This is a genomic window from Priestia sp. YIM B13551 (genome assembly GCF_042787905.1).
Classification (GTDB): Bacteria; Bacillota; Bacilli; order Bacillales; family Bacillaceae_H; genus Priestia.
Genome location: NZ_JBHZOX010000002.1, coordinates 349,167 through 369,814, shown reverse-complemented (window position 1 = coordinate 369,814; position 20,648 = coordinate 349,167). Strand labels below are relative to the sequence as shown.

Sequence of the window (20,648 nt, the reverse complement as noted above, 5' to 3'; positions counted from 1 at the left end):
TTTTGCGTCCTTATTCTATCGATATTTAAAGAAAAAAACACCTTCAAGCATACTGCACTTGAAGGTGTTTTGCGTGTTTTCCGTTTTTACTAGAATGATGGTTAATGATAGACCTCGCTTTTTTTACTAAAGCTTTTATTGCTTTCAAATCCTTGTTCTTCTTCTTTTTCGACATCTGTGCCAATAGGCTCCCACTTAATAAGAATTGTCGCGATCAATCCAATAACGGGAACGATTGTAAGGACGAGAAACGTCGTATAGATCCCGCCAATTGAAAGGACAACCGGAAATAAGTAAAAACCTAAAATACTGCCGATACGCGTTGTTCCTTGCCCCCATCCAGAGCCTAGTCCTCTCAGTTCAGTCGGGTAAGAAAGAGTGGCCATTGTCATTCCTTGCGCTCCGGGGCCAAAAGATTGACCAAAAATAAATAAAGCAATAAATAAAATCGGCAGCGCAATAAAATGTGTATCGCCTGTGAGCCCCATCAGGACTAAGCTTAAAGAGCAAATGGTATACCCTGTAATGGCAAGTTTTCTTATGCCGACTTGTTCAGTTAGCCTTGATTGTGTAAAGCCGCCAATAATACCAAATAAATTAAAGAAAAGAGTACCGATAATTGCATAAATCATTCCTTTGCCAAAAATAAGCGTGGAAATGGTTGGGATATAGAAGCCAACGGCAAAGTACTGCATACTTTGAGTAGCCGTAATGATGGAAGCTAGAAATGTCCGAGCCCGATACTTTCCTTGGAAAATAGCTTTGTAAGACAGTTTTTTTGAACGAGATAATGGTTTTTCTTTTGCATTTTTAGCCACCGTGACTTGTATGTCATAGGTTTTCTCTAATACCTTGACAGCTTCTTTAAGGGGAAGGTGATGAGCGGCCCACATCGGGCTTTCATCCATGTAGCGGTAGCGCAAAATTAGCACGATTAGTGCAGTAACAGCTCCAAATCCTACTGACCAGCGCCAAATATCCTCATGCTGCCCGAGCAGATAAAAAGGCAGAACAACAAGTCCAGTAACAGTTGCGGCCACGTACCACAGGGGACACCACAAGTTCACGTATTGACCTTTTTTCTTTAAATTGCTGAACTCCGCAATAAAGCTGAGCGCTACCGGAACATCTAGTCCTACGCCTACACCCATTAAAAATCGAAAGATAAATAACCAAACTAAATCAGTTGCTAAAGCAGCGCCAAGAGCGGAGAACACCATAAAAAATAAATCAATTAAAAACATTTTGTTGCGGCCGAATTTGTCGGTGTAGTATCCTCCTACAGTAGCTCCTAACAAAGCGCCGAGGGCCATAATAGCTGTAAGACTTCCAAGGCCGGCAGGAGAAAGGTTAAACTGTTCTTTTAACTGATCAGCTCCAATTCCAAGACTGGTAAAGTCATAGGCATCGACAAAAATGCCGCCTAACGCTACTAAAATGATTTTCCAGCTTTTAGAGGTAACTGGATTTGAATTAACAAAGTTGATAATGTCTTGACGCGATTGAATTACATGTGTGTTGCTGCTTCCCATTTCTTAACCTCCAATCTGCATGTAACGAATGTTAAAAAGGACGATCGCCAATAATAGCCGCGCGCTCAGCTTTTCGGATATGAGGATAATAGTCCGATACAGCATAATGCTGTGTTGCACGGTTATCCCAAAAGGCAATTGAATTTACTTCCCAACGAAACCGTACTTGGTATTCTGGAACATGAGCTTGCCTAAACAAAGATTGAAGTAACTGTTCGCCTTCAGAATGTTCTAAACCTACAACATGAGTAGTAAAGGATGAATTGACAAAAAGCGTTTTACGACCTGTTTCAGGGTGAGTACGTACAATAGGATGTTCAACCGCTGGAAACTCTCGTTGAAAAGCCTTCAGTTCATCTGGTTGTAATAAATGAGCAAAAGAAGGAGTGAAGTCATGAATAGCCTTCAAATTTTCAATTTGTTTTTTTATGGACTCAGGCAAGTTGTCATATGCTGCAGCCATATCTGCCCAAAGCGTATCGCCGCCCACAGGAGGCACTTCAATTAATCGAAGTACTGAAGCTTTAGCAGGGCTTTCGCGGAATGTGACGTCTGCATGCCAAACATTTTCAGATCCTCCTTGTTTCTGATTTCTAGAGAATTGTACAATTTCTTTCGCTTGCTCTTGTGAAGCAGGTTTGTAAAAAGGGTGTACTTCAAGATCTCCCCATAGCTTTGCAAAAGCAAGATGTTGTTCGCTTGTAATTTCTTGATTGCGAAAAAAAAGCACTTTCCATTCTAAAAAAGCCCGATTTAATTCTTCTTGCACTTCTTTTGCAAGAGGATTGGATAAATCTAGACCTTCGATTTCAGCACCGATAATCGGTGTGAGGGGCTTGATGGAAAAGAAAGTATAAGGCTTTTCTTCAACACCATCTGGCAACCGTTTTAACAAACGAGGACCTTCTTTTACCTCGCGGTTAAGAAACTGAAGTGGCCTTGGGTAGCTAGAAAGATTATTAGACACTGTGTTCATCTCCTTATGCTTGTTCTCTTATCTTTGAAATGAAAAACTGTCGCAGTTCCATGAACTTTTCGTGATATTGAAAAGTTCCTTCTTCGTAACGTCCCGACTGTAATGGATTTTGCGTATCTAAGACGACTCTTCCGGGCTTTGGGTGCATCACAATGATTCGAGTTGCGAGTTTAAGAGCTTCTTCTACATCATGAGTAATAAAAAAGATGCACTTTTTTGTTTGGTTCCAAATGGTTAATAAATGTTGCTGCATCGCTTCCCGCGTTAGCGCATCAAGAGCACTAAAAGGCTCATCCATTAAAATAACTTTAGGGTCTGTCGCGAGTGTTCGAGCAATGGCTGCTCGCTGCTTCATTCCTCCTGACAACTGATGGGGAAGTTTTTTAGAAGCAGACGTTAGATCAACCAGCTGCAGGTAATTTGCAACAAGCTGTTTACGTTCTTCTTTGGCGACTTTTTGCATCTTCAATCCAAATTCAATGTTTTTTTCAATAGTCAGCCAGGGAAATAGATTAGGATGCTGAAAAACAACGCCAACGTCTGGATTAGGCTTGGTCTGTTCATCTCCATGAATCATGACTGTACCTGTTGTAGGCTGTTGGAAGCCTGCTAGAATATTTAAAAGTGAAGATTTGCCACATCCAGATGGCCCTAATACACAAACAAGCTCATGCTCATATAAAGAAAGATTAATATTTTGTAGTATGAGATGCTCACGTTTTGTTTGAGCATAAGCGAAATCAACGCTTTTTACATCGACGACTTTAGGCTTATGGACACGTTTAGGTCTTTCTTCAACAGCAACACTAGTTTTCAAATGTATCACTCCTTTTGACCGAGAAAGTATCCCTCGACTGACCGCAAGAGATACTTCCCGCTACTATTTAGAAAAATTATTTAGCAGTGCTTGTTGATACGTTTTTAAATCGGGAGAAGAAGGAATATCTTTTTGAGCTTCTAGAAAATCTCCTGTATCTTTTAACACATGCGCCAACTTACCATTAGATTGAAAGTATGCTTTTTGATCTGATTTATTTAGCCAGGTTAGCTGCTGCATCGTTTTTAAGCTTTGTTTTGGTGTTAAGTTCAATTCTTTAGCCAATAGTTCTGCTGATTTTTCTGGATTTTTGTGATAATAGTTAACGGATTCATTTAAGATCGAAATATATCCTTTCACAATATTCGGATATTTTTTAGCGAAATCCTCATGAACAATTCCAAATTCTCCTGTAATGCTTCCTTGCTTGGCTACTTCTTTGGATGAAATCAACACGTTTCCGTCAGCATGAATTAAATTTGTTTGCAGAGGCTGCCATACATACGCACCGTCAATATCACCGCGATTCCAAGCGGCTAAAATATCGGGAGACTGCATGTCTAATAGTGTGATATTTTCTTTTTTAAGATCAATGTTTTTGTTTTTTAACGCACTTAGTAAGCTGTAGTGGGCCGTTGAACTAAAAGTAGTGGCAATTTTTTTTCCTTTTAAATCCTCTAAAGATTTTATGTCCGCACCTTTTTTTACTACTAATGCTTCACTTTCGCCGATAATATCATGTAAATAATACACTTTGTAAGGAAGTTTATTAGCCACTCCTATTGCGCCGGGCGGTGTTCCAACGAGTCCAAAATCAATGCTTCCTCCCGCAATGGCATTGTTGATATCTCGGCCTGACTCAAATTTAATCCATTTAATTTGAGTTTCTGGATATTTCTTTTCTAATGAGCCACGGGCTTTTGCTAACAATTCTCCATTAGGTGAAGCTTGATAGCCTAAACGTATTTCTTTCGGTACATCATTTTCAGAACCAGATGTAGTGCTCGAACAGCCGGAAACGACTAATATAAAGCATAGCAATAAACCAAGTATTCCTTTTTTCATCCATGTTCCTCCTAAGTAAGCTCTATTTTCCTACCCATGAAAAGGCTAAGCGTTGGTAAAAGCGAATAATGCTATCAATAAGTATAGCGATTAGACCCATGATAATAATGCCCACAAAGACAATATCACTTCGCATATATTTGCTTGCATCAAGTACCATCCAGCCAATTCCTGAAGTAGCTGCAACCATTTCAGCAGCGACTAACGTTGCATAGGTGATTCCAATGGACGTGCGTAGTCCTGTCACAATATCCGGCAGAGCAGATGGAAGAATGATGTGAATAAATACATTAAACTTTGATGCACCTAATGTTAGTGCCCCGTTAATTCGGTCCTGCGGTACGCGTTGTACGCTTGCAACTGTTGCGATAAATAGTGGAGCGAAGGCACTTAAAAACAGTAGTGCTACTTTAGATCCTTCATCAATTCCTAACCATAAAACAAGAAGTGCATAGTAAGCTAACGGAGGAAGCGGACGATAAAATTCAATAATTGGATCAAAAATTGCCAGTATGTATTTAGAGTAGCCACATATAATCCCAAGCGGAATAGCTGTAAGCAAAGCAAGCAGCAAGGCTGTAAATAACCGATACAAGCTTGCAGACAAGTGAGTAACAAGAGATGTTCCTTTGTATCCTTCTACTACTAAACTAATAAATGAATGCAAAACGCTCTGAGGCGTAGGTAGAAAAATTGGATCTACCCATTTAAGTGTACTTAAAAGCGTCCAAAGCAGGAGGATCATAAGTACACTCAGAAAAGATAGTCCTTTTACTTTAAATGATTTAGTTGCCGCCAACGTGTTTTTCACTTTATCCCTCCTTTTTAAGTTTTTCTAAACAAAAAAGACTCTCATCTTTTAAAAAGAATGAGAGCCTCCAGTTGACTGGTAGGTTTTTAAATCCTATATGTTTAGTGAGATTAATTTACCAAAAAATTCATAGAGTTGTCAATAAGAGATAAAAATAATCGAAATAAATTCTAAGAATAACATAATCATTGACAATCCTAGCATAAACTTTTAATATATAATTAAACAAAGTGAATTACTTGGTATTAGTGATGCTGTACGAAAAAACGCGCCTACTAGGCAACTGGAGGCCAGACCATTGTGGTGAAACAAATGGACTGGTCTCCTTTTTATATTGAATGGGTATTATGGAAGAGTTGAATTCTGGAACAGAATAGTTGGTATAGATTTAGCGATGAGGAAAATAGTCGAGTGGATAATAAGTAAGGTTTTTCTTAATAAGGTTTTTGAGAGCGTAAACATTTTAAGAGGGGGATCCGTATATGACTGCCGACTTTCATTTTCATACTGATGTATTAATTATTGGAGGAGGCCCTGCTGGTGCATGGGCAGCTCTGCAAGCAGTTAAAGAAGGTGCAAAAGCTGTACTTGTTGATAAAGGATATTGCGGAACGAGCGGAGCAACTGCGCCTTCTGGTACAGGAGTTTGGTATGTAAAGCCTACTTCTGATGAACAGATGAAAGCAATGAAAAGCAGGGAAGCGCTTGGGGGATATTTAGCCGAAAGAAGCTGGATGAAACGAGTGCTTGATTGTACGTTTGAACAAGTAAATGAATTAGCTCATTTTGGCTATCCGTTTCCAGTAGACGAAAAAGGGATTTCTCAGAGAACGACGCTTCAAGGGCCTGAATATATGAGGTTAATGCGGCGGCAGCTTCAAAAAGCAGGGGTTCAGATTTTGGACCATAGCCCGGCACTGGAGCTTCTTGCAGATGAACACGGTGTGGCAGGCGCTTGCGGAATCAATAATCAAACGCAAGAAACTTGGAGAGTGGAGGCTGCTGCGGTTGTGATTGCAACGGGAGGGTGTGCATTTCTAAGCGGAGCACTCGGTACAAATGTTTTAACAGGAGACGGTTACTTATTAGCTACAGAAGCAGGTGCGGCGCTTTCCGGCATGGAGTTTTCAAATGCTTATTCGATTTCGCCAGCTTTTTCTCCAATCACAAAATCTGCATTTTATAAATGGGCTACATTTTATTATGAAGACGGTACAGTGATTGAAGGAGCCGGTTCTCATAAAGGACGTTCCATCATTGCCAGAACGTTAATGACCCAGCCCGTTTATGCAAGGCTGGACAAAGCGGATGAACGTATTCAAAAAGCAATGCGCTTATCACAGCCAAATTTCTTTTTATCATTTGATCGTCTTCATATAAATCCTTTTACTCAAATGTTTCCAATCACCTTGCGCTTTGAAGGAACCGTTAGAGGAACAGGAGGTATTCACATTGCAGATGAAACGTGCAGAACCGACATTCCAGGTTTATATGCAGCCGGAGATGCGGCAACGCGCGAATTAATTTGCGGAGGATTTACCGGAGGAGGCAGCCATAATGCAGCGTGGGCTATCTCTTCAGGCTGCTGGTCAGGAAAAGCAGCGGCAGCATTTGCTGTTAAGCAAGGGCGAAATGCCGCAAATCGACATGCAAAAGGCTTATCAGAAGCGTCAGGAATCACAAAGTCAGTAGCTTCTTCTGATTCAGCTGATACGAAAGAAATGATAGCATCGGTTCAGCGCGAGGTCTTTCCATATGATCGAAACTGGTTCCGTTCAGAAGCAAGACTGCAAGATTCTCTGACGAGGTTAAATGCCGTATGGAATGAGTTGAAGAATGGAGTGTATGATAAAGAAAGAAACCTCGTGAGAAGTCGAGAGCTTGCGGCCATGACGGCAACGGCGCGATGGATGTATACAAGTGCATTAGAAAGAAAAGAAACGAGAGGAATGCACCGGCGTGACGATTTTCCGTTTATGGATTCGAAGCAACACTACCGTATTCTAAGCGGAGGCGTACAGGAAGTCTGGGCGAGACCCTTAGGTGCAAAATCTTCTAATCACGTAAAGGGGGTTATTTAATGATCGAGCTTCTTAGTGAAGACCGATGTATTAACTGCAATCTTTGTGTATCCGTTTGTCCAACAAATGTCTTTGACCGCTCGCGAATGGGAGGTGCTCCTTCCATAGCTCGTCAATCCGATTGTCAAACTTGCTTTATGTGTGAACTGTACTGTCCGGTAGATGCTTTATATGTGATGCCTTTAGCTGAACAAACTGTAGAAGTAAACGAACAGCATGTAATAAACCAGCACCTGCTTGGAAGTTACCGGGAAGCTGTAGGCTGGGGAAAAGGAAGAAAATCCACCGCTTCTTCCGATCAGTCACATATCATCTTAAATAAGAAATAAAGAAAAAAGAGCGGGCAAAGCCGCTCTTTTTTCTTTACTTTTGCGTTTCACGAACCCATTTGACAATATCATCAATGACATAAGAAGGAATGTTGGCTGAAACAGCATATTCATCGGGCGTGCTTTTTTCACCAGTTCCTTCTGTGAAAAAGTGGTTGAGCATTGGATAAAGCTTAAAAGAAGTGTTAGAACGCTGAGATAAGCTTTGTTTCCAGCCTTCAAAATCTTCCGTCGTTACTTGATAATCACGCGCTCCTTGTAAAAAGAGCAGAGGCGTATCCTGAGATTTTGCGACTTCTGCAGGTTGCCAGTGAGCTAAGTCATACCAAAAATAAGGCGTGCCAAGCAGGAATTCTTTTGGCGGCTGAGCTGGTGAAAAGCTTGGATCTTGTAAAATGGCAAACTGCTGGTGGAAAAAAGCAAGCTGCTCTTTCGGAAGCTGATTCAGCGATACAAGATAGGCAAATTGTTCAAGCATTAACTCTGGAAGTGTGCGGCTCGGTGCAGCAAGTAAAATAGAGCCGCGCACGCTTTTATCCGGCGTGTGATTTAAAATCCTGGGCATCATCATGCCGCCTTGACTGTGTCCTAGTATAAAAATATTGCGGCTGTCGATGCCTTTTTGTTTCGCCATTGCTTTGACTGCGAGTACGGCGTCATCCGTTGTTTCATTGTCGACGTTTATTTTACTTTCACCGGACATTTTAGCTGCATGTTCGTATGTACGCTTGTTGTAGCGTAAAACGGCGATTCCTTGAGAAGCCAGTCCTGAAGCAAGATCTCGAAACGGCTTTAAGCTCATAAACGTTTCATCTTGATCAGAAGGACCTGATCCATGAACTAAAATGACAACGGGTACATTTTGATGCTTTGAGCGTGTTGGAAGAGTGAGCGTTGCTGGAAGTTCGTAAGGTGCTTTGCCGATTGAAAGCTGTTTTTCACTGTAATTCTTAGGGATGTCATAAGGCGGTGTAGAAAACGAAAACTGGCGCTCCTCCGGTACGATTCGCCAATCATCAATTTGCCGATTTTGACTAAATCGAACGGTTAAAGTAGCTGATACGTGTTCAAATTCAATTGGAATTTCTATATTTCTATGAACGGTATTGACCTCACCTTGTACAGATATACCAATCTTTTTTACAGAACCAAACTGAGCCGTTAGAGCTGACCACCATGTTTTTAGGTTGTCTTCACTCATTTTGGACTGCAGGCTGCGGGAAAAGTAGCGCTTAGCTTCTTTTGCTTTGCCGTTCGCTACATTCGTTAAAAATGCGTTTGCTCGTTTGACTTCAATTTTTGCTGAATGATGAGCCGCATTTGCCACTGCTTCAGCTTGAACAGATGAAGTGGACATAGGGAGTACTTGAAGCCCGAGTGCTAAAGAAACAGCGAGTGGAAGGGCAGCTTTTACTTTTTTCATACATCATCCTCCTTGGCGATTCTTGTACTCTATCAGTATACCAATTTTAGGTAAAAAGAGTCATGTCATTCTAAGATAAAAAAAGCCGATGCGTTATGAATATGGTAAAATAAAGAAGTTATATTATTTAGAAAATTTAAATATCTAAAAAAGGAGGCGCTTTTATGAACTATGATCCGCATTATCATCCATATCCATCATCCCGAGTTCCCGTCTATGCTAAAAAAGGAATGGTAGCTACATCTCAGCCGCTTGCAGCGCAGGCAGGCCTTGATATCTTAAAAAAAGGCGGCAATGCAATTGATGCAGCAATCGCGACAGCTGCAAGCCTCACAGTGTTAGAGCCCGCGTCAAATGGAATCGGAGGAGACGCATTTGCGCTTGTTTGGACCAATGATCAGCTGTACGGACTGAATGCTAGCGGCCCTTCTCCTCAGTCTATTTCCATTGATGCGTTAAAGGAAAAAGGATACAGAGATATTCCTAAGTACGGAATGATTCCCGTTACGGTTCCCGGTGCTCCGGCTGCTTGGGCTGCTTTATCGAAGCGATTTGGCAAACTGCCTCTTTCTCAAGTACTGCAGCCTGCTATTCAGTACGCCAAAGAAGGATTTCCGCTAGCGCCTACTCTCACGAAACAATGGAAACAAGCGTACGATACGTTCAAACGAATACATACAAGCGAAGAATTTGAGTCATGGTTTCAAACGTTTGCCCCAAATGGACGAGCACCAAAAGCAGGAGAAATGTGGTCATCCATCCACCATGCCCGTACGCTTCAGCTCATTGGCGAAACAAATGCAGAAGCGTTTTATAAAGGCGAGCTTGCGGATCGTATTGATGCATTCAGTAAAAAACACGGCGGCTTTTTATCAAAAGAAGATTTGGCTGCTTATGAGCCTGAGTGGGTGAACCCGATTTCCGCTCACTACCGTGGATATGATGTGTGGGAAATTCCTCCGAACGGTCAGGGGCTTATTGCGTTAATGGCATTAAATATCGTAAAAGGTTTTGAGCTTCAAGAAAAAGATGCTGTGAATACGTATCATAAACAAATAGAAGCGATAAAGCTTGCGTTTGCGGACGGGGAAAAATACATTACGGAAGAAGCAAAAATGAGCGTGTCTGTTAGTGAGCTTCTGTCTGATACATATGCAAGCTATCGTCGAAGCCTTATAAAAGAACATTCCCTGCAGCCTGAAGCGGGAGAACCTGTTGGAAGCGGAACAGTGTATTTAGCAACTGCTGATGAAGAAGGAAACATGGTTTCATTTATTCAAAGTAATTATATGGGCTTTGGTTCTGGAATCGTTGTGCCAGAAACGGGAATTGCCTTGCAAAACCGCGGCCACAATTTTTCAATGGATCCTGATCACGATAACTGTCTTGCTCCTAATAAAAAAACGTTTCATACCATTATTCCAGGGTTTCTCACCAAAAATAATGAGCCCGTAGGACCGTTTGGCGTGATGGGAGGCTTTATGCAGCCGCAGGGACATATGCAAGTTGTCATGAATACAATTGACTTTCATCTTCATCCTCAAGCCGCTTTAGACGCGCCAAGATGGCAGTGGAAAAAAGATAAAACGGTGCTTATTGAGCCGGCTTTTCCATCCCACGTGGCACAAGCGCTTGAACGAAAAGGACATAAAATTGAAGTAGCCGTGGATTCAATGGCATTTGGGCGCGGACAGATTATTTGGAGAGATCCTGAAAGCGGCGTGCTATGCGGAGGAAGTGAATCACGAACGGATGGATTTGTAGCTGGATGGTAACGTTTAAAAAAACACAATAGGTGGAGGAAGAAGCCCGTACTGATTAGAGTTGGGCTTTTTTCATGTCTCAACCACATGTATAAATCTCTTCAAAGAACTTAAAACTAAAACAAACATTTACGTATGTATGGATAACGTGAACTTAGGGGTTATGTACGGGGAATTTACATTAGACGCTGCTGCGTATCTTTATAAATTAACATAAGCAATAATTGAGCGTGGTGAGAACAGCCGTCTCAAGCTGCCAACTGACATGAAGGTAGGCTAACAACACTTGGTGAAAGGAGCGAAAAGGTGATGAGAAATAAAAAGTTTGAAGTGAAATTTTTACGTGTAATACTACTTATCGCCCTGGGGATTCTCCCTTTTTTATTTAGAAAACCACCGATTAAAGACTGGCTGCTGGCCTATGTATTTAACGCCTTGACAAATGGTATTATTGATAAATTTATTATAACTCACGGCCTTCTTCGATATCCAACTCGCTTATTGAAAAAACAGTTTAGAATTAACGTGTTGTTCGATTTTTTGCTGTATCCTATGATATCCGTCATGATTAATCAAGCTACGTATTACGATAAAGGGTTAAAAGTTTTATATAAAATTATGCTTTTTACGATCCCGATGTTTTTTATTGAATTATGGGCTGAAAAACGAACGAAGCTTATCGAATGGAAAACTGGCTGGATGTGGTACCACACCATTGCTAGCGTGACGTTAAAATCGTATCTTAATCGAATGCTGATTGGATGGATTCGAAAAGTTGAAAAGAAGCAGGAAGAAATAAAAATACAATAACAGAGGTTCTAAAAACGATGTTAGAGAGGTGAACAAAGGTGCATATTTCTATCCTTCTATGGCTGATTTTTCAAAATATCCAAAAGAAAACGTGGAAAAAAATTCACGAGCTTTATGCTGGGGGATTATACGTGAGTTTTTTTAATATTCTTTATTACTTTCTCTGTAACGATAAATTGCTTTGGGATTTTAAATCTTCCCATCTTTCACTAAAAGAACTGCGCGTGCTGCACCTTATCTTCATTACACCTCTTATGATTTGGTCGTTTTTAGCTACGTATCCGCCCACACTCGTCAAACAGGTGAAGTATATCGCAAAATGGGTATGTACAGCTTCATTTGTAGAATGGATTGGACTCAGGTGTAAAGCCATTACCTTTAGGCACGGCTGGCATTTAGGGTGGTCAGCACTTATTTACATAATGATGCTTATCTTCTCGAGATGGTTTCAAAAAAAGCCTTTTGCGGTCTTGCTGCTCTCGGTTTTAGCAACAGTGGTCCTCAGCGTTATCTTTAAAGTTCCAGTGAGCAAACGGATGCTAAAACATCCGCTGAAACGAATATTGACTCGGCCTTTAAAAGATCATGTGACTCAAGCTGTTGCGAATAAAGTAAAGCGAAAATGCCTGCTTCTCAAGCTGTTCTCGTAAGTTCCTGCTCTCTGTAAAGAGCAGGTTTTTTAGCTTACTGGAGGAATAACGTCCGTCAGCAGCAGAATAAAAAAAATCAGGCCCACTCCGGTAAAGCTTAAAGAAGCAAGAAAATAAGCCGTCCAGCGCAAACGAAACGGATTATGTTCGATATTGGCTCCAGACATTAGCCTCATGGAATGAGTTTTATAGTGAGAATGAGCGCTGTTGCTTCCGCTGCTTGAAAACCAAAAAGTCAAAACTGAAAACAAAAGTCCGCTAAAAAACATAAGCGCAATAAAGCGAATAGACAAAAAAGATGAGCACGCATAGGTTAATCCAGCTTCAATAAGCAGGGGAATAACAAAAACAAGCTGAGTTTTCTTCAAAAAATCCCTCCCTTTTTTCTCTTTGTCTACTTTTCACTATACAATAATTTACATTTATAAAAAGTCTCAAAAATGCTTTTATTATGATATAATGGTAATAAATGTATGATTGAAAAAGTATTCAAAGTTCGTATGCATCACGATTATAAGCTCTTTTATAATGATGAGACTTACTATATACGCTGCGCTTAGCTTCAAGTGCGTAGAATAAAAGTGAGGAGTGTGTATGGAGTTAGGAGAGACTGTGATTGCGATACTAGCAGCGGGGGCATTTTTGTTATACGGCACGTTAGAGCTTTGGTTTGCGCCTCGTAATTCTTCTTTTTTTAAAGGGTGGAAGCAAAAACTAGCCGTCATTTTACCGTTATATGCGGTTACATTCGGCATATGGTTCGTGTTTTTTTCGTAACAAAAAGTCTTACAAAAAGGAGGAATGAAAGATGGAAATCAATTCATACCTCACTCGGTTTTCATGTATGCTGATGCTCATGTTTGGAGGATTATTTATTATACGGTATGTAAAAACAGGTGACCTTTATTTAGATCAGCTTCTTGTCTTTGGAGCGGGTTTTGTTCTGTTTATCGGCTCACTTATTTGGAAAAGAAAACATCAGCAGCAAGGAAATAGAAAAGCTTGTTAATTCTATAAAACTGTGACAGTATAAAACAGATAAAAAATGTAATCTCGTGACCGTACTATTGTTTACGAGCTGGTGGAGGAAAAGAAAATGAATGTACCTAATTGTCCAAGCTGTCAATCACAGTATACATATGAAGATGGAAGCCTGTTTGTCTGCCCGGAATGTGCGCATGAATGGGGACAAGATGAAAAAACAGAAAGCACGGAAGAGCAGCTTACTGTAAAAGATGCAAACGGTAATCTTTTAAAAGACGGAGATTCAGTTACCGTCATCAAAGACTTAAAAGTAAAAGGAAGCTCATCGGTTGTAAAAATCGGTACGAAAGTAAAAAGCATTCGTTTAGTAGAAGGCGATCATAACATCGACTGCAAAATTGACGGATTTGGAGCGATGAGCTTAAAATCTCAGTTTGTGAAAAAAGCATAACGATAAAAAAGTCAGGATGAAGAAGACTTTCATCCTGACTTTTTTTTATGCATTTTAACGGGTAAGGTGAAATATATAGACCATTTTGTCTATTTTAGAAGGAATTTAGCCCAATGTCCCGAACTTACATAAAGTGTATGAAATTTGGATATTAATGGAATGGTTGTCCGTTTCATGAAGTCAAAGGGGAGGGAGAAATGTGAAAAAGTTTTTAGCGTTTCAAATTTTAATTGCATTAGTAATCGGAGCTGTCATCGGGCACTTTTTTCCGGATTTCGGAATGGCTTTAAGGCCGGTAGGAGACGGGTTTATCCGCCTCATTAAAATGATTGTGGTGCCGATTGTCTTTTCAACCATCGTCATAGGTGCTGCGGGAAGCGGCAGTATGAAGCAAATGGGGAGTCTAGGGTTAAAGACGATTATTTGGTTTGAAATCATTACTACCATCGTATTAGGAATTGGGCTGCTGTTAGTGAATTTGCTAAAGCCCGGAGTAGGCCTCGATCTTTCTCATCTTGTTAAAAAAGATATTGGTGAATTGTCTCAGTACACCGACAAAGTCGTAGACTTTAAACAAATGATTTTGAACATCATTCCAACAAATATCGTAGATGTGATGGCAAAAAATGATTTGCTAGCCGTGATTTTCTTTGCTATTTTATTCGGTGTTGCCGCTTCAGGAGTTGGTAAAGCATCCGAACCTGCAATGAAATTTTTTGAATCTACGGCTAAGATTATGTTTAAATTAACGCAAATTGTTATGGTCACAGCGCCTCTTGGTGTACTAGCGCTAATGGCTGCATCTGTAGGGCAATACGGCATTGCACTTCTGCTTCCAATGCTAAAGCTAATTGGAACCGTCTTTTTAGGTCTTTTTATTATTTTATTTGTTTTATTTCCGCTTGTTGGGTTTTTATTCAAATTCAACTACTTTGAAGTATTCAAAATGATTTGGGATTTGTTTCTTATCGCGTTTTCCACAACAAGTACAGAAACGGTGCTGCCACAGCTGATGGAGCGGATGGAAAGGTACGGATGTCCTAAGCGAGTCGTGTCGTTCGTTATTCCGTCGGGCCTGTCGTTAAACTGTGATGGATCTACTTTGTATTTATCCGTTTCATGCGTCTTTTTAGCACAGGCTTTTAACATCGATATGCCATTATCTCAGCAATTATTTATGATGCTTATACTGGTGATGACAAGTAAAGGAATTGCGGCTGTCCCGTCAGGTTCACTTGTCGTGCTTTTAGCAACAGCCAACGCAGTAGGTCTGCCGGCTGAAGGAGTGGCAATTATTGCAGGAGTGGACCGCATTATGGATATGGCAAGAACAGGAGTCAACGTCCCAGGCCACGCCATTGCCTGTATCGTCGTCTCGAAATGGGAAAAAGTATTCCGCACCCAAACGCCAATCCCGCCCGGATCTCACACGGAATCTCTATAAAACCAACCTCCGCTTTAGTCTATAGAGCGGGGGTTTTTTGTTAAAGTTTCAAAGGGGCAGATTAGATTTTCCATACTCATTCCTCCACAAAAAAGGGGCAGCAGCCGCTTTCGTTTAGAAAATCCCCTGTGCCGTTTTTTAATCACAGGGGATTTTCTCCATAAATGTTCACAAATTGTTCACTTACGAAGAAGGAAGATAAAAAGCTATACTAAGCCAAGTAAAAAACATGAAAAGGATGAGGAAAGTGCCAACAACTAAAAAAGAAAGTATGTATTTTGGAATGATGATGTGCGGAGGGATGGTGCTTGTGATGACGGTGTATAACATGTTAATGAATGACGTCATCGGGCATATCACGCTTGCAGAAGGTATTTTGAACTTGGTTATCACGTTTGTAGTCGCAATGGCTGTCGAAACTTTTTTCGTCGGTCCCGTAGCAAAAAAAGTAGCATTTTCACTGCCGTTTGATAAATCGAAACAGTTAAAAGTCGTGTTGATTTTGTCATCATGTATGGTGATCGGAATGGTGCTTTGCATGTCTGTATACGGGTTAATTACGATGTCACTTACAAAAGGTTTAGACGGAGAGCCGCTTCTTTCAAGCTATGCATTGATCGTTATGAAAAACTTTATCGTGGCATACCCGCTTCAGCTTCTCATCATGGGTCCTTTAGTTCGCGGACTGTTTATGAAATTTGTGAAAAAGAATCCGGCAGCTGCTTAAGCCAAAACCCTAAGAACGCCTATTTTCTTAGGGTTTTGTTATGCAAAGCTGTTTGGTAAGAAGAGAAGAAAGTCACTAAATGAAAAGTGATTTGGCGTTATTTATTTAGAAATACTTACTCTTTAAAACGTTTCAAAGTAATGCTCTCGGGTACACACAACATTAATGAGGAGGAGATAGTATGGAAGCAAAAGCAAAGAATGTTGTGGGAATATACGAAACGGAACAAGAAGCAGTTCATGCCGTAGAGAGTTTAAAAAAAGAAGGGTATGCATCGGAGGAAATTTCTATCATCGGCAAACATAAAAAGACCAAAAACGTTCAGAAAGAAACGAATACAAAAGCAGAAGGAGCAGCAACTGGAGCACTTACCGGAGGTACGCTAGGGAGCTTGACCGGAATATTAGCAGGTGCCGGCGCTCTTGCCATACCGGGAATAGGTCCAATTGTGGCGGCTGGTCCGATTGTAGCTACATTAACAGGTGCGGCAGCTGGTGCGAGCGTAGGAGGTCTGTCTGGTATTTTAGTAAGTATGGGAATTCCAAAACAGCAGGCCGAACAATATAATGATTCAGTCAAAGAAGGCAGCTTGCTTGTTTTAGTAGACAAAGAAGACTCAGATCATGATGGAAACCCGAAAGCTCCTTTAACCGGAATGATTTTATAGAACGTATGATATGTAGGAGAAATCTGTCGCAGTGCGGCAGATTTTTTTATGCACTGATTTAAACACATTAATTGAACAATAATATTCCATAACAGTTAAAAATATCAAAATATGTCATGGTGTATCGAATAATAATATGCCTTAAATTATAATGTAATATTATTGTAACAATAATGTATTTATTGTTTTATTTTGGGATTAAAATCTTGATGAAAGCTTTAATAGAAGGATTTACGCGCAAATTTCATCCAATAATTAACTGTTAATTATTATACGTAGTAGAATAATTTTCTAATTTATTTTCAGAAATTACTTTTTAGCAAATTATTCATGTTTGAAAGAGGGCTAAAAAGTATATTTCAAAAGTATGTTTACTTAAAAAGTTAAGCAGGTTCATTAGTAGCATCATTCATTTAGCTAAATTTCGAAAGGAGCTGCTAAAAATGAGTATTCAAAAAAGTACAGATAGTTCTAGTTTAGCAGAAGTGATTGATCGAATTCTCGACAAAGGGATTGTCATCGATGCTTTTGCCCGAGTATCACTCGTAGGAATTGAAATTTTAACGATTGAAGCACGAGTCGTTATTGCAAGTGTCGATACGTGGCTTCGCTACGCAGAAGCCGTTGGGTTATTAACCGACAAAGTAGAGGAAGAAGGGCTGCCTGGCCGAACAGAGGAGCGAGGAGCAGGGCTTAGCTTTTAAGTCTTTTAATCGTAAGAAAATTCATTAAATAAATAATAATAATAAGAGAAAAGAGGATGAAACATGTCAACAACTGATAACAATATGCAAAGTGAAAAACAAGAAAATCAGCAGCAGGAAGAAAAAACGCAAAACTCTTTAAATCTTGCTATTTTAGGAGGCGTAGTAGGAGCGGGAATTGGACTTCTTTCAAGTCCTCAAACGAGTAAAAAAGTACTCAGCCGCTTAGGACAATCAGAAATTGTACGTGCGACAGGACAAGAGTTAAGAAGAAACGCACAGGATATTCTAACGCAGCAAGCGATGGGAGCATTAAGGCAGACGGCTACAGGCTATCTTGAAAAAGACAATTTAAGCAAGCTGCTGGCACCTAAAAAGAAAAAAGATGATGCATCAAATGAACAGGGCGATTCGCAGGAAGAAGTCAGCCAAAGCACAGAAATGGAAACGTCTCAGTACGAAGAGCTAAAAGAAGAAAATAAAAATATGAACGACCAGCTGCAGCGCATTGAAGAGATGCTAAACAAACTCATGGACGCGAAGAAGTAAGATATCCGTCCTGAAGGGGAATTTCATGGATAAAAAAGATGTGGAGAAAGCAGCCTTAAAAGCAGGAAAAAAGATCATCGATCATACGCCTGAACCGGTTAAGGAAAAGGTAGAAGAAAAGGTTAAAGAAAAAGCGAAAGAAAAATTTGTCGAAAAAACTGAAGGGAAACTGCAGGAAAAAGCAAATGAAGCGTCAGAAAAACTGCAGGAAACAAAAGAAAAAAATGCCCAAAAGGTACACGGCAAAGGGGAAGACGCAAAAGAAAAGCTCCAAGACGTCTTACTATCAGTAAAAGATAAGCTTAGCGATGTGAAAGAAGCTGGAGAAAACTTTCAAGAAAAAGTTTCTTCTTCAGACAATAAAGAGAAGTCAAAAAATAAGCGGAAAATAAAAGGCGTAAATCAGATTAAAAAAGCAACGGATATTAAAAGCTCTACTAAGATTAAAAGTTCTAATGATATTAAATCATCTACAGATTTAAAAACAATGGGATCATAAGCGAAAGGAGAAATGAGATATGTCTATTCAAAAAAGTACTAATAGTTCAAGTTTAGCAGAAGTCATTGACCGTATTTTAGATAAAGGAATTGTTATTGATGCTTTTGCAAGAGTTTCTGTTGTAGGAATTGAAATTTTAACGATTGAAGCGCGAGTGGTTATTGCCAGTGTTGATACATGGTTACGCTATGCAGAAGCAGTAGGGCTTCTTCGTGACGACGTAGAAGAAAACGGTCTTCCTGAACGTTCAAATTCAAGTGAAGGGCAGCCGCGTTTTAGTATTTAATATGAAGTGGTATGGAACCTTCCTTTTTTGAGGGTGGTTCCAGCTTTTAGATCTAACTATTGGAGGCTACTAAAAATGGAAATTAAAAAAATTATGCAAGCCGTGAACGACTTTTTCGGTGAACACGTAGCTCCTCCTCATAAAATTACCTCGGTGGAAGCTACTGAAGATGAAGGTTGGAGAGTTATTGTTGAAGTCATTGAAGAACGAGAATATATGAAAAAATACGCCAAAGATGAAATGCTCGGAACGTACGAGTGCTTTTTAAATAAAGAAAAAGAAGTCATTTCATTCAAACGACTCGACGTCAGATATAGAAGCGCCATTGGCATTGAAGCATAAACGATAAGATGGCAGGAGGAACGTAAAAATGACCGTCTTAACAGACAAAAGGAAAAAAGGCAGTGGAGCTTTTATACAAGATGACGAGACAAAAGAGGTTCTTTCAAGAGCGCTGAGCTATTTAAAATCCGGCTATTCCATTCATTTTACAGGTCCTGCCGGCGGAGGCAAAACCTCTTTAGCGCGAGCGCTTGCTAAAAAGAGAAAGCGTCCTGTAATGCTGATGCACGGGAATCACGAGCTCAACAACAAAGATTTAATTGGCGATTTTACGGGATACACGAGCAAAAAAGTAATCGACCAGTACGTTCGTTCTGTCTATAAAAAAGATGAACAAGTGAGTGAAAACTGGCAGGATGGCCGATTGCTTGAAGCTGTAAAAAATGGCTATACGCTGATTTACGACGAATTTACTCGTTCTAAGCCTGCGACGAATAATATCTTTCTATCGATATTAGAAGAAGGCGTGCTGCCGCTGTATGGAGTAAAAATGACCGATCCTTTTGTGCGCGTGCATCCCGATTTCCGCGTCATCTTCACAAGCAATCCAGCTGAGTATGCCGGCGTATATGATACGCAAGATGCGCTTCTCGACAGGTTAATTACCATGTTTATTGATTATAAAGACATCGACAGAGAGACAGCGATTTTAACGGAGAAAACGGACGTAGAAGAAGATGAAGCGCGCACAATTGTAACGCTCGTAGCAAACGTGCGAAACCGCTCTGGAGACGAAAACAGCAGCGGACTTAGCCTGCGGGCTTCGCTTATGATCGCTACCCTTGCCACGCAGCAAGACATTCCTATCGATGGAAGTGACGAAGATTTTCAAACGTTATGTATCGATATTTTGCATCATCCGCTTACCAAATGTTTGGATGAAGAAAATGCAAAAAGCAAAGCCGAAAAAATCATTTTAGAAGAATGTAAGAATATAGACACTGAAGAAAAGTAAAGGAGCTTGAAAACATGAGTGAAACAAACGAAACAGGTATTTATATTTTTAGCGCCATTCAAACGGATAAAGACGAAGAATTTGGCGCCGTGGAAGTAGAAGGAACAAAAGCTGAAACATTTTTGATTCGCTACAAAGACGCGGCTATGGTAGCAGCTGAAGTACCGATGAAAATTTATCATCCTAATCGCCAAAATTTATTAATGCATCAAAACGCAGTAGCAGCGATTATGGACAAGAACGATACGGTTATTCCAATCAGCTTTGGGAATGTATTCAAATCAAAAGAAGACGTAAAAGTTCTTTTGGAAAACCTTTATCCGCAGTTTGAAAAGCTGTTTCCAGCGATCAAAGGAAAAATTGAAGTCGGTTTAAAAGTAATTGGGAAAAAAGAATGGCTTGAGAAAAAAGTAAACGAAAATCCTGAACTTGAGAAAGTATCAGCATCCGTAAAAGGAAAATCAGAAGCAGCCGGTTATTATGAGCGTATTCAACTTGGAGGAATGGCTCAAAAGATGTTTACTTCCCTGCAAAAAGAAGTCAAGACAGATGTATTTTCTCCGCTTGAAGAAGCAGCGGAAGCAGCAAAAGCAAATGAGCCAACGGGCGAAACGATGCTTTTAAACGCGTCTTTCTTAATTAACCGAGAAGATGAAGCGAAGTTTGATGAAAAAGTAAATGAAGCGCATGAAAACTGGAAAGACAAAGCCGATTTTCATTACAGCGGTCCTTGGCCTGCTTATAATTTTGTGAACATTCGCCTAAAAGTAGAAGAGAAATAAC

Annotated in this window: 25 protein-coding genes; 18 read left to right on the top strand and 7 right to left on the bottom strand. The window is 40.2% G+C overall.

All coding sequences use genetic code 11. The annotated features are described in order from the left end of the window. Positions 1-101: 101 nt before the first annotated feature. From ACFX4N_RS11160 to ACFX4N_RS11140, 5 genes are all read right to left on the bottom strand, one after another. Positions 102-1,532: an MFS transporter gene (locus ACFX4N_RS11160; protein ID WP_057273587.1), complete on the bottom strand. Its 1,431-nt coding sequence runs from the start codon at positions 1,530-1,532 to the stop codon at positions 102-104. Between the two features lie 31 nt (positions 1,533-1,563). Further along, on the bottom strand, positions 1,564-2,499 hold the full coding sequence (locus ACFX4N_RS11155) for a TauD/TfdA family dioxygenase (protein ID WP_192100268.1): 936 nt from the start codon (positions 2,497-2,499) through the stop codon (positions 1,564-1,566). Between the two features lie 13 nt (positions 2,500-2,512). Continuing rightward, on the bottom strand, positions 2,513-3,325 hold the full coding sequence (locus ACFX4N_RS11150) for an ABC transporter ATP-binding protein (protein ID WP_029323022.1): 813 nt from the start codon (positions 3,323-3,325) through the stop codon (positions 2,513-2,515). Positions 3,326-3,388: 63 nt separating this feature from the next. Beyond that, positions 3,389-4,390, bottom strand: coding sequence for a taurine ABC transporter substrate-binding protein (locus tag ACFX4N_RS11145; RefSeq protein ID WP_013058015.1), 1,002 nt, complete (start codon positions 4,388-4,390; stop codon positions 3,389-3,391). Between the two features lie 22 nt (positions 4,391-4,412). Further along, positions 4,413-5,201: an ABC transporter permease subunit gene (locus ACFX4N_RS11140; RefSeq protein ID WP_377261391.1), complete on the bottom strand. Its 789-nt coding sequence runs from the start codon at positions 5,199-5,201 to the stop codon at positions 4,413-4,415. Positions 5,202-5,683: 482 nt separating this feature from the next. On the opposite strand from ACFX4N_RS11140, the gene ACFX4N_RS11135 reads away from it, so the two are divergent. Together ACFX4N_RS11135 and ACFX4N_RS11130 are read left to right on the top strand one after the other, a co-directional pair. Then, the gene (locus ACFX4N_RS11135; RefSeq protein ID WP_192100269.1) at positions 5,684-7,282 is read left to right on the top strand and encodes an FAD-dependent oxidoreductase; all 1,599 of its coding nucleotides are present in this window, start codon (positions 5,684-5,686) and stop codon (positions 7,280-7,282) included. Then, positions 7,282-7,611, top strand: a complete 330-nt coding sequence (locus ACFX4N_RS11130; protein ID WP_013058012.1) for a 4Fe-4S dicluster domain-containing protein — start codon at positions 7,282-7,284, stop codon at positions 7,609-7,611. The genes ACFX4N_RS11135 and ACFX4N_RS11130 overlap by 1 nt, the downstream gene beginning before the upstream one ends. A 34-nt stretch (positions 7,612-7,645) precedes the next feature. Here the strand turns inward: ACFX4N_RS11130 and ACFX4N_RS11125 are convergent, their stop codons facing one another. Then, on the bottom strand, positions 7,646-9,034 hold the full coding sequence (locus ACFX4N_RS11125; RefSeq protein ID WP_057273583.1) for an alpha/beta fold hydrolase: 1,389 nt from the start codon (positions 9,032-9,034) through the stop codon (positions 7,646-7,648). Positions 9,035-9,198: 164 nt separating this feature from the next. Here ACFX4N_RS11125 and ggt point away from each other — a divergent pair, with 164 nt between their 5' ends. The 3 genes from ggt (at position 9,199) to ACFX4N_RS11110 (ending at position 12,257) form a co-directional block, all read left to right on the top strand. Beyond that, positions 9,199-10,809 carry a gamma-glutamyltransferase gene (gene ggt, locus ACFX4N_RS11120; RefSeq protein WP_377261388.1) on the top strand — a complete coding sequence of 537 codons (1,611 nt, stop codon included), beginning with the start codon at positions 9,199-9,201 and terminating at the stop codon, positions 10,807-10,809. 297 nt (positions 10,810-11,106) lie between these two features. Then, positions 11,107-11,607, top strand: a complete 501-nt coding sequence (locus ACFX4N_RS11115; RefSeq protein ID WP_063672106.1) for a CBO0543 family protein — start codon at positions 11,107-11,109, stop codon at positions 11,605-11,607. Positions 11,608-11,738: 131 nt separating this feature from the next. Then, entirely contained in the window at positions 11,739-12,257 is a 519-nt protein-coding gene (locus ACFX4N_RS11110; protein ID WP_231101760.1) for a hypothetical protein, read from the top strand. A gap of 29 nt (positions 12,258-12,286) precedes the next feature. On the opposite strand, the gene ACFX4N_RS11105 is transcribed toward ACFX4N_RS11110, so the two are convergent. Then, positions 12,287-12,625, bottom strand: a complete 339-nt coding sequence (locus ACFX4N_RS11105) for a hypothetical protein (protein ID WP_013058007.1) — start codon at positions 12,623-12,625, stop codon at positions 12,287-12,289. A 226-nt stretch (positions 12,626-12,851) separates the two neighbouring features. On the opposite strand from ACFX4N_RS11105, the gene ACFX4N_RS11100 reads away from it, so the two are divergent. The 13 genes from ACFX4N_RS11100 (at position 12,852) to ACFX4N_RS11040 (ending at position 20,647) form a co-directional block, all read left to right on the top strand. Beyond that, entirely contained in the window at positions 12,852-13,034 is a 183-nt protein-coding gene (locus ACFX4N_RS11100; protein WP_063672104.1) for a hypothetical protein, read from the top strand. Positions 13,035-13,065: 31 nt separating this feature from the next. Further along, positions 13,066-13,266 (top strand): hypothetical protein, encoded by a 201-nt coding sequence (locus ACFX4N_RS11095; RefSeq protein ID WP_013058005.1) that lies wholly within the window; start codon positions 13,066-13,068, stop codon positions 13,264-13,266. A gap of 87 nt (positions 13,267-13,353) precedes the next feature. Beyond that, positions 13,354-13,692 (top strand): zinc ribbon domain-containing protein YjdM, encoded by a 339-nt coding sequence (locus tag ACFX4N_RS11090; protein WP_013058004.1) that lies wholly within the window; start codon positions 13,354-13,356, stop codon positions 13,690-13,692. A 199-nt stretch (positions 13,693-13,891) separates the two neighbouring features. Continuing rightward, on the top strand, positions 13,892-15,136 hold the full coding sequence (gene gltP, locus ACFX4N_RS11085) for a glutamate-aspartate/proton symporter GltP (RefSeq protein WP_013058003.1): 1,245 nt from the start codon (positions 13,892-13,894) through the stop codon (positions 15,134-15,136). Positions 15,137-15,383: 247 nt separating this feature from the next. Further along, a complete protein-coding gene (locus ACFX4N_RS11080; RefSeq protein WP_013058002.1) occupies positions 15,384-15,863 on the top strand; it encodes a DUF2798 domain-containing protein in 480 nt (159 codons plus the stop codon). A gap of 181 nt (positions 15,864-16,044) precedes the next feature. Further along, positions 16,045-16,530, top strand: coding sequence for a YflT domain-containing protein (locus tag ACFX4N_RS11075; RefSeq protein WP_013058001.1), 486 nt, complete (start codon positions 16,045-16,047; stop codon positions 16,528-16,530). A gap of 443 nt (positions 16,531-16,973) precedes the next feature. Beyond that, positions 16,974-17,234, top strand: coding sequence for a gas vesicle structural protein GvpA (gvpA, locus tag ACFX4N_RS11070; protein WP_013058000.1), 261 nt, complete (start codon positions 16,974-16,976; stop codon positions 17,232-17,234). 63 nt (positions 17,235-17,297) lie between these two features. After that, positions 17,298-17,783 carry a GvpT/GvpP family gas vesicle accessory protein gene (gene gvpT, locus ACFX4N_RS11065; protein ID WP_377261384.1) on the top strand — a complete coding sequence of 162 codons (486 nt, stop codon included), beginning with the start codon at positions 17,298-17,300 and terminating at the stop codon, positions 17,781-17,783. Positions 17,784-17,808: 25 nt separating this feature from the next. Continuing rightward, positions 17,809-18,282 carry a gas vesicle protein GvpQ gene (gene gvpQ / locus ACFX4N_RS11060; protein ID WP_057273576.1) on the top strand — a complete coding sequence of 158 codons (474 nt, stop codon included), beginning with the start codon at positions 17,809-17,811 and terminating at the stop codon, positions 18,280-18,282. Between the two features lie 19 nt (positions 18,283-18,301). Then, positions 18,302-18,568: a gas vesicle structural protein GvpA gene (gvpA, locus tag ACFX4N_RS11055; RefSeq protein WP_013057997.1), complete on the top strand. Its 267-nt coding sequence runs from the start codon at positions 18,302-18,304 to the stop codon at positions 18,566-18,568. Between the two features lie 75 nt (positions 18,569-18,643). Next, positions 18,644-18,910, top strand: coding sequence for a gas vesicle protein GvpO (gene gvpO / locus ACFX4N_RS11050; protein WP_013057996.1), 267 nt, complete (start codon positions 18,644-18,646; stop codon positions 18,908-18,910). Positions 18,911-18,938: 28 nt separating this feature from the next. Continuing rightward, positions 18,939-19,865, top strand: a complete 927-nt coding sequence (gene gvpN, locus ACFX4N_RS11045) for a gas vesicle protein GvpN (protein ID WP_013057995.1) — start codon at positions 18,939-18,941, stop codon at positions 19,863-19,865. A 14-nt stretch (positions 19,866-19,879) separates the two neighbouring features. Beyond that, positions 19,880-20,647: a GvpL/GvpF family gas vesicle protein gene (locus ACFX4N_RS11040; protein ID WP_013057994.1), complete on the top strand. Its 768-nt coding sequence runs from the start codon at positions 19,880-19,882 to the stop codon at positions 20,645-20,647. The last annotated feature ends 1 nt before the right edge of the window (position 20,648 follow it).

What these genes read in the sequence shown, in the direction of transcription:
- ACFX4N_RS11040 (WP_013057994.1), top strand. Translation starts at nt 19,880, where the DNA reads ATGAGTGAAACAAACGAAACAGGTATTTATATTTTTAGCGCCATTCAA.
- ACFX4N_RS11090 (WP_013058004.1), top strand. Translation starts at nt 13,354, where the DNA reads ATGAATGTACCTAATTGTCCAAGCTGTCAATCACAGTATACATATGAA.
- ACFX4N_RS11145 (WP_013058015.1), bottom strand. Translation starts at nt 4,390, where the DNA reads ATGAAAAAAGGAATACTTGGTTTATTGCTATGCTTTATATTAGTCGTT.
- gvpT (WP_377261384.1), top strand. Translation starts at nt 17,298, where the DNA reads ATGTCAACAACTGATAACAATATGCAAAGTGAAAAACAAGAAAATCAG.
- gvpA (WP_013057997.1), top strand. Translation starts at nt 18,302, where the DNA reads ATGTCTATTCAAAAAAGTACTAATAGTTCAAGTTTAGCAGAAGTCATT.
- ggt (WP_377261388.1), top strand. Translation starts at nt 9,199, where the DNA reads ATGAACTATGATCCGCATTATCATCCATATCCATCATCCCGAGTTCCC.
- gvpN (WP_013057995.1), top strand. Translation starts at nt 18,939, where the DNA reads ATGACCGTCTTAACAGACAAAAGGAAAAAAGGCAGTGGAGCTTTTATA.
- gvpA (WP_013058000.1), top strand. Translation starts at nt 16,974, where the DNA reads ATGAGTATTCAAAAAAGTACAGATAGTTCTAGTTTAGCAGAAGTGATT.
- ACFX4N_RS11075 (WP_013058001.1), top strand. Translation starts at nt 16,045, where the DNA reads ATGGAAGCAAAAGCAAAGAATGTTGTGGGAATATACGAAACGGAACAA.
- ACFX4N_RS11125 (WP_057273583.1), bottom strand. Translation starts at nt 9,034, where the DNA reads ATGAAAAAAGTAAAAGCTGCCCTTCCACTCGCTGTTTCTTTAGCACTC.
- ACFX4N_RS11130 (WP_013058012.1), top strand. Translation starts at nt 7,282, where the DNA reads ATGATCGAGCTTCTTAGTGAAGACCGATGTATTAACTGCAATCTTTGT.
- gvpQ (WP_057273576.1), top strand. Translation starts at nt 17,809, where the DNA reads ATGGATAAAAAAGATGTGGAGAAAGCAGCCTTAAAAGCAGGAAAAAAG.
- ACFX4N_RS11135 (WP_192100269.1), top strand. Translation starts at nt 5,684, where the DNA reads ATGACTGCCGACTTTCATTTTCATACTGATGTATTAATTATTGGAGGA.
- ACFX4N_RS11095 (WP_013058005.1), top strand. Translation starts at nt 13,066, where the DNA reads ATGGAAATCAATTCATACCTCACTCGGTTTTCATGTATGCTGATGCTC.
- ACFX4N_RS11100 (WP_063672104.1), top strand. Translation starts at nt 12,852, where the DNA reads ATGGAGTTAGGAGAGACTGTGATTGCGATACTAGCAGCGGGGGCATTT.
- ACFX4N_RS11160 (WP_057273587.1), bottom strand. Translation starts at nt 1,532, where the DNA reads ATGGGAAGCAGCAACACACATGTAATTCAATCGCGTCAAGACATTATC.
- ACFX4N_RS11115 (WP_063672106.1), top strand. Translation starts at nt 11,107, where the DNA reads ATGAGAAATAAAAAGTTTGAAGTGAAATTTTTACGTGTAATACTACTT.
- gvpO (WP_013057996.1), top strand. Translation starts at nt 18,644, where the DNA reads ATGGAAATTAAAAAAATTATGCAAGCCGTGAACGACTTTTTCGGTGAA.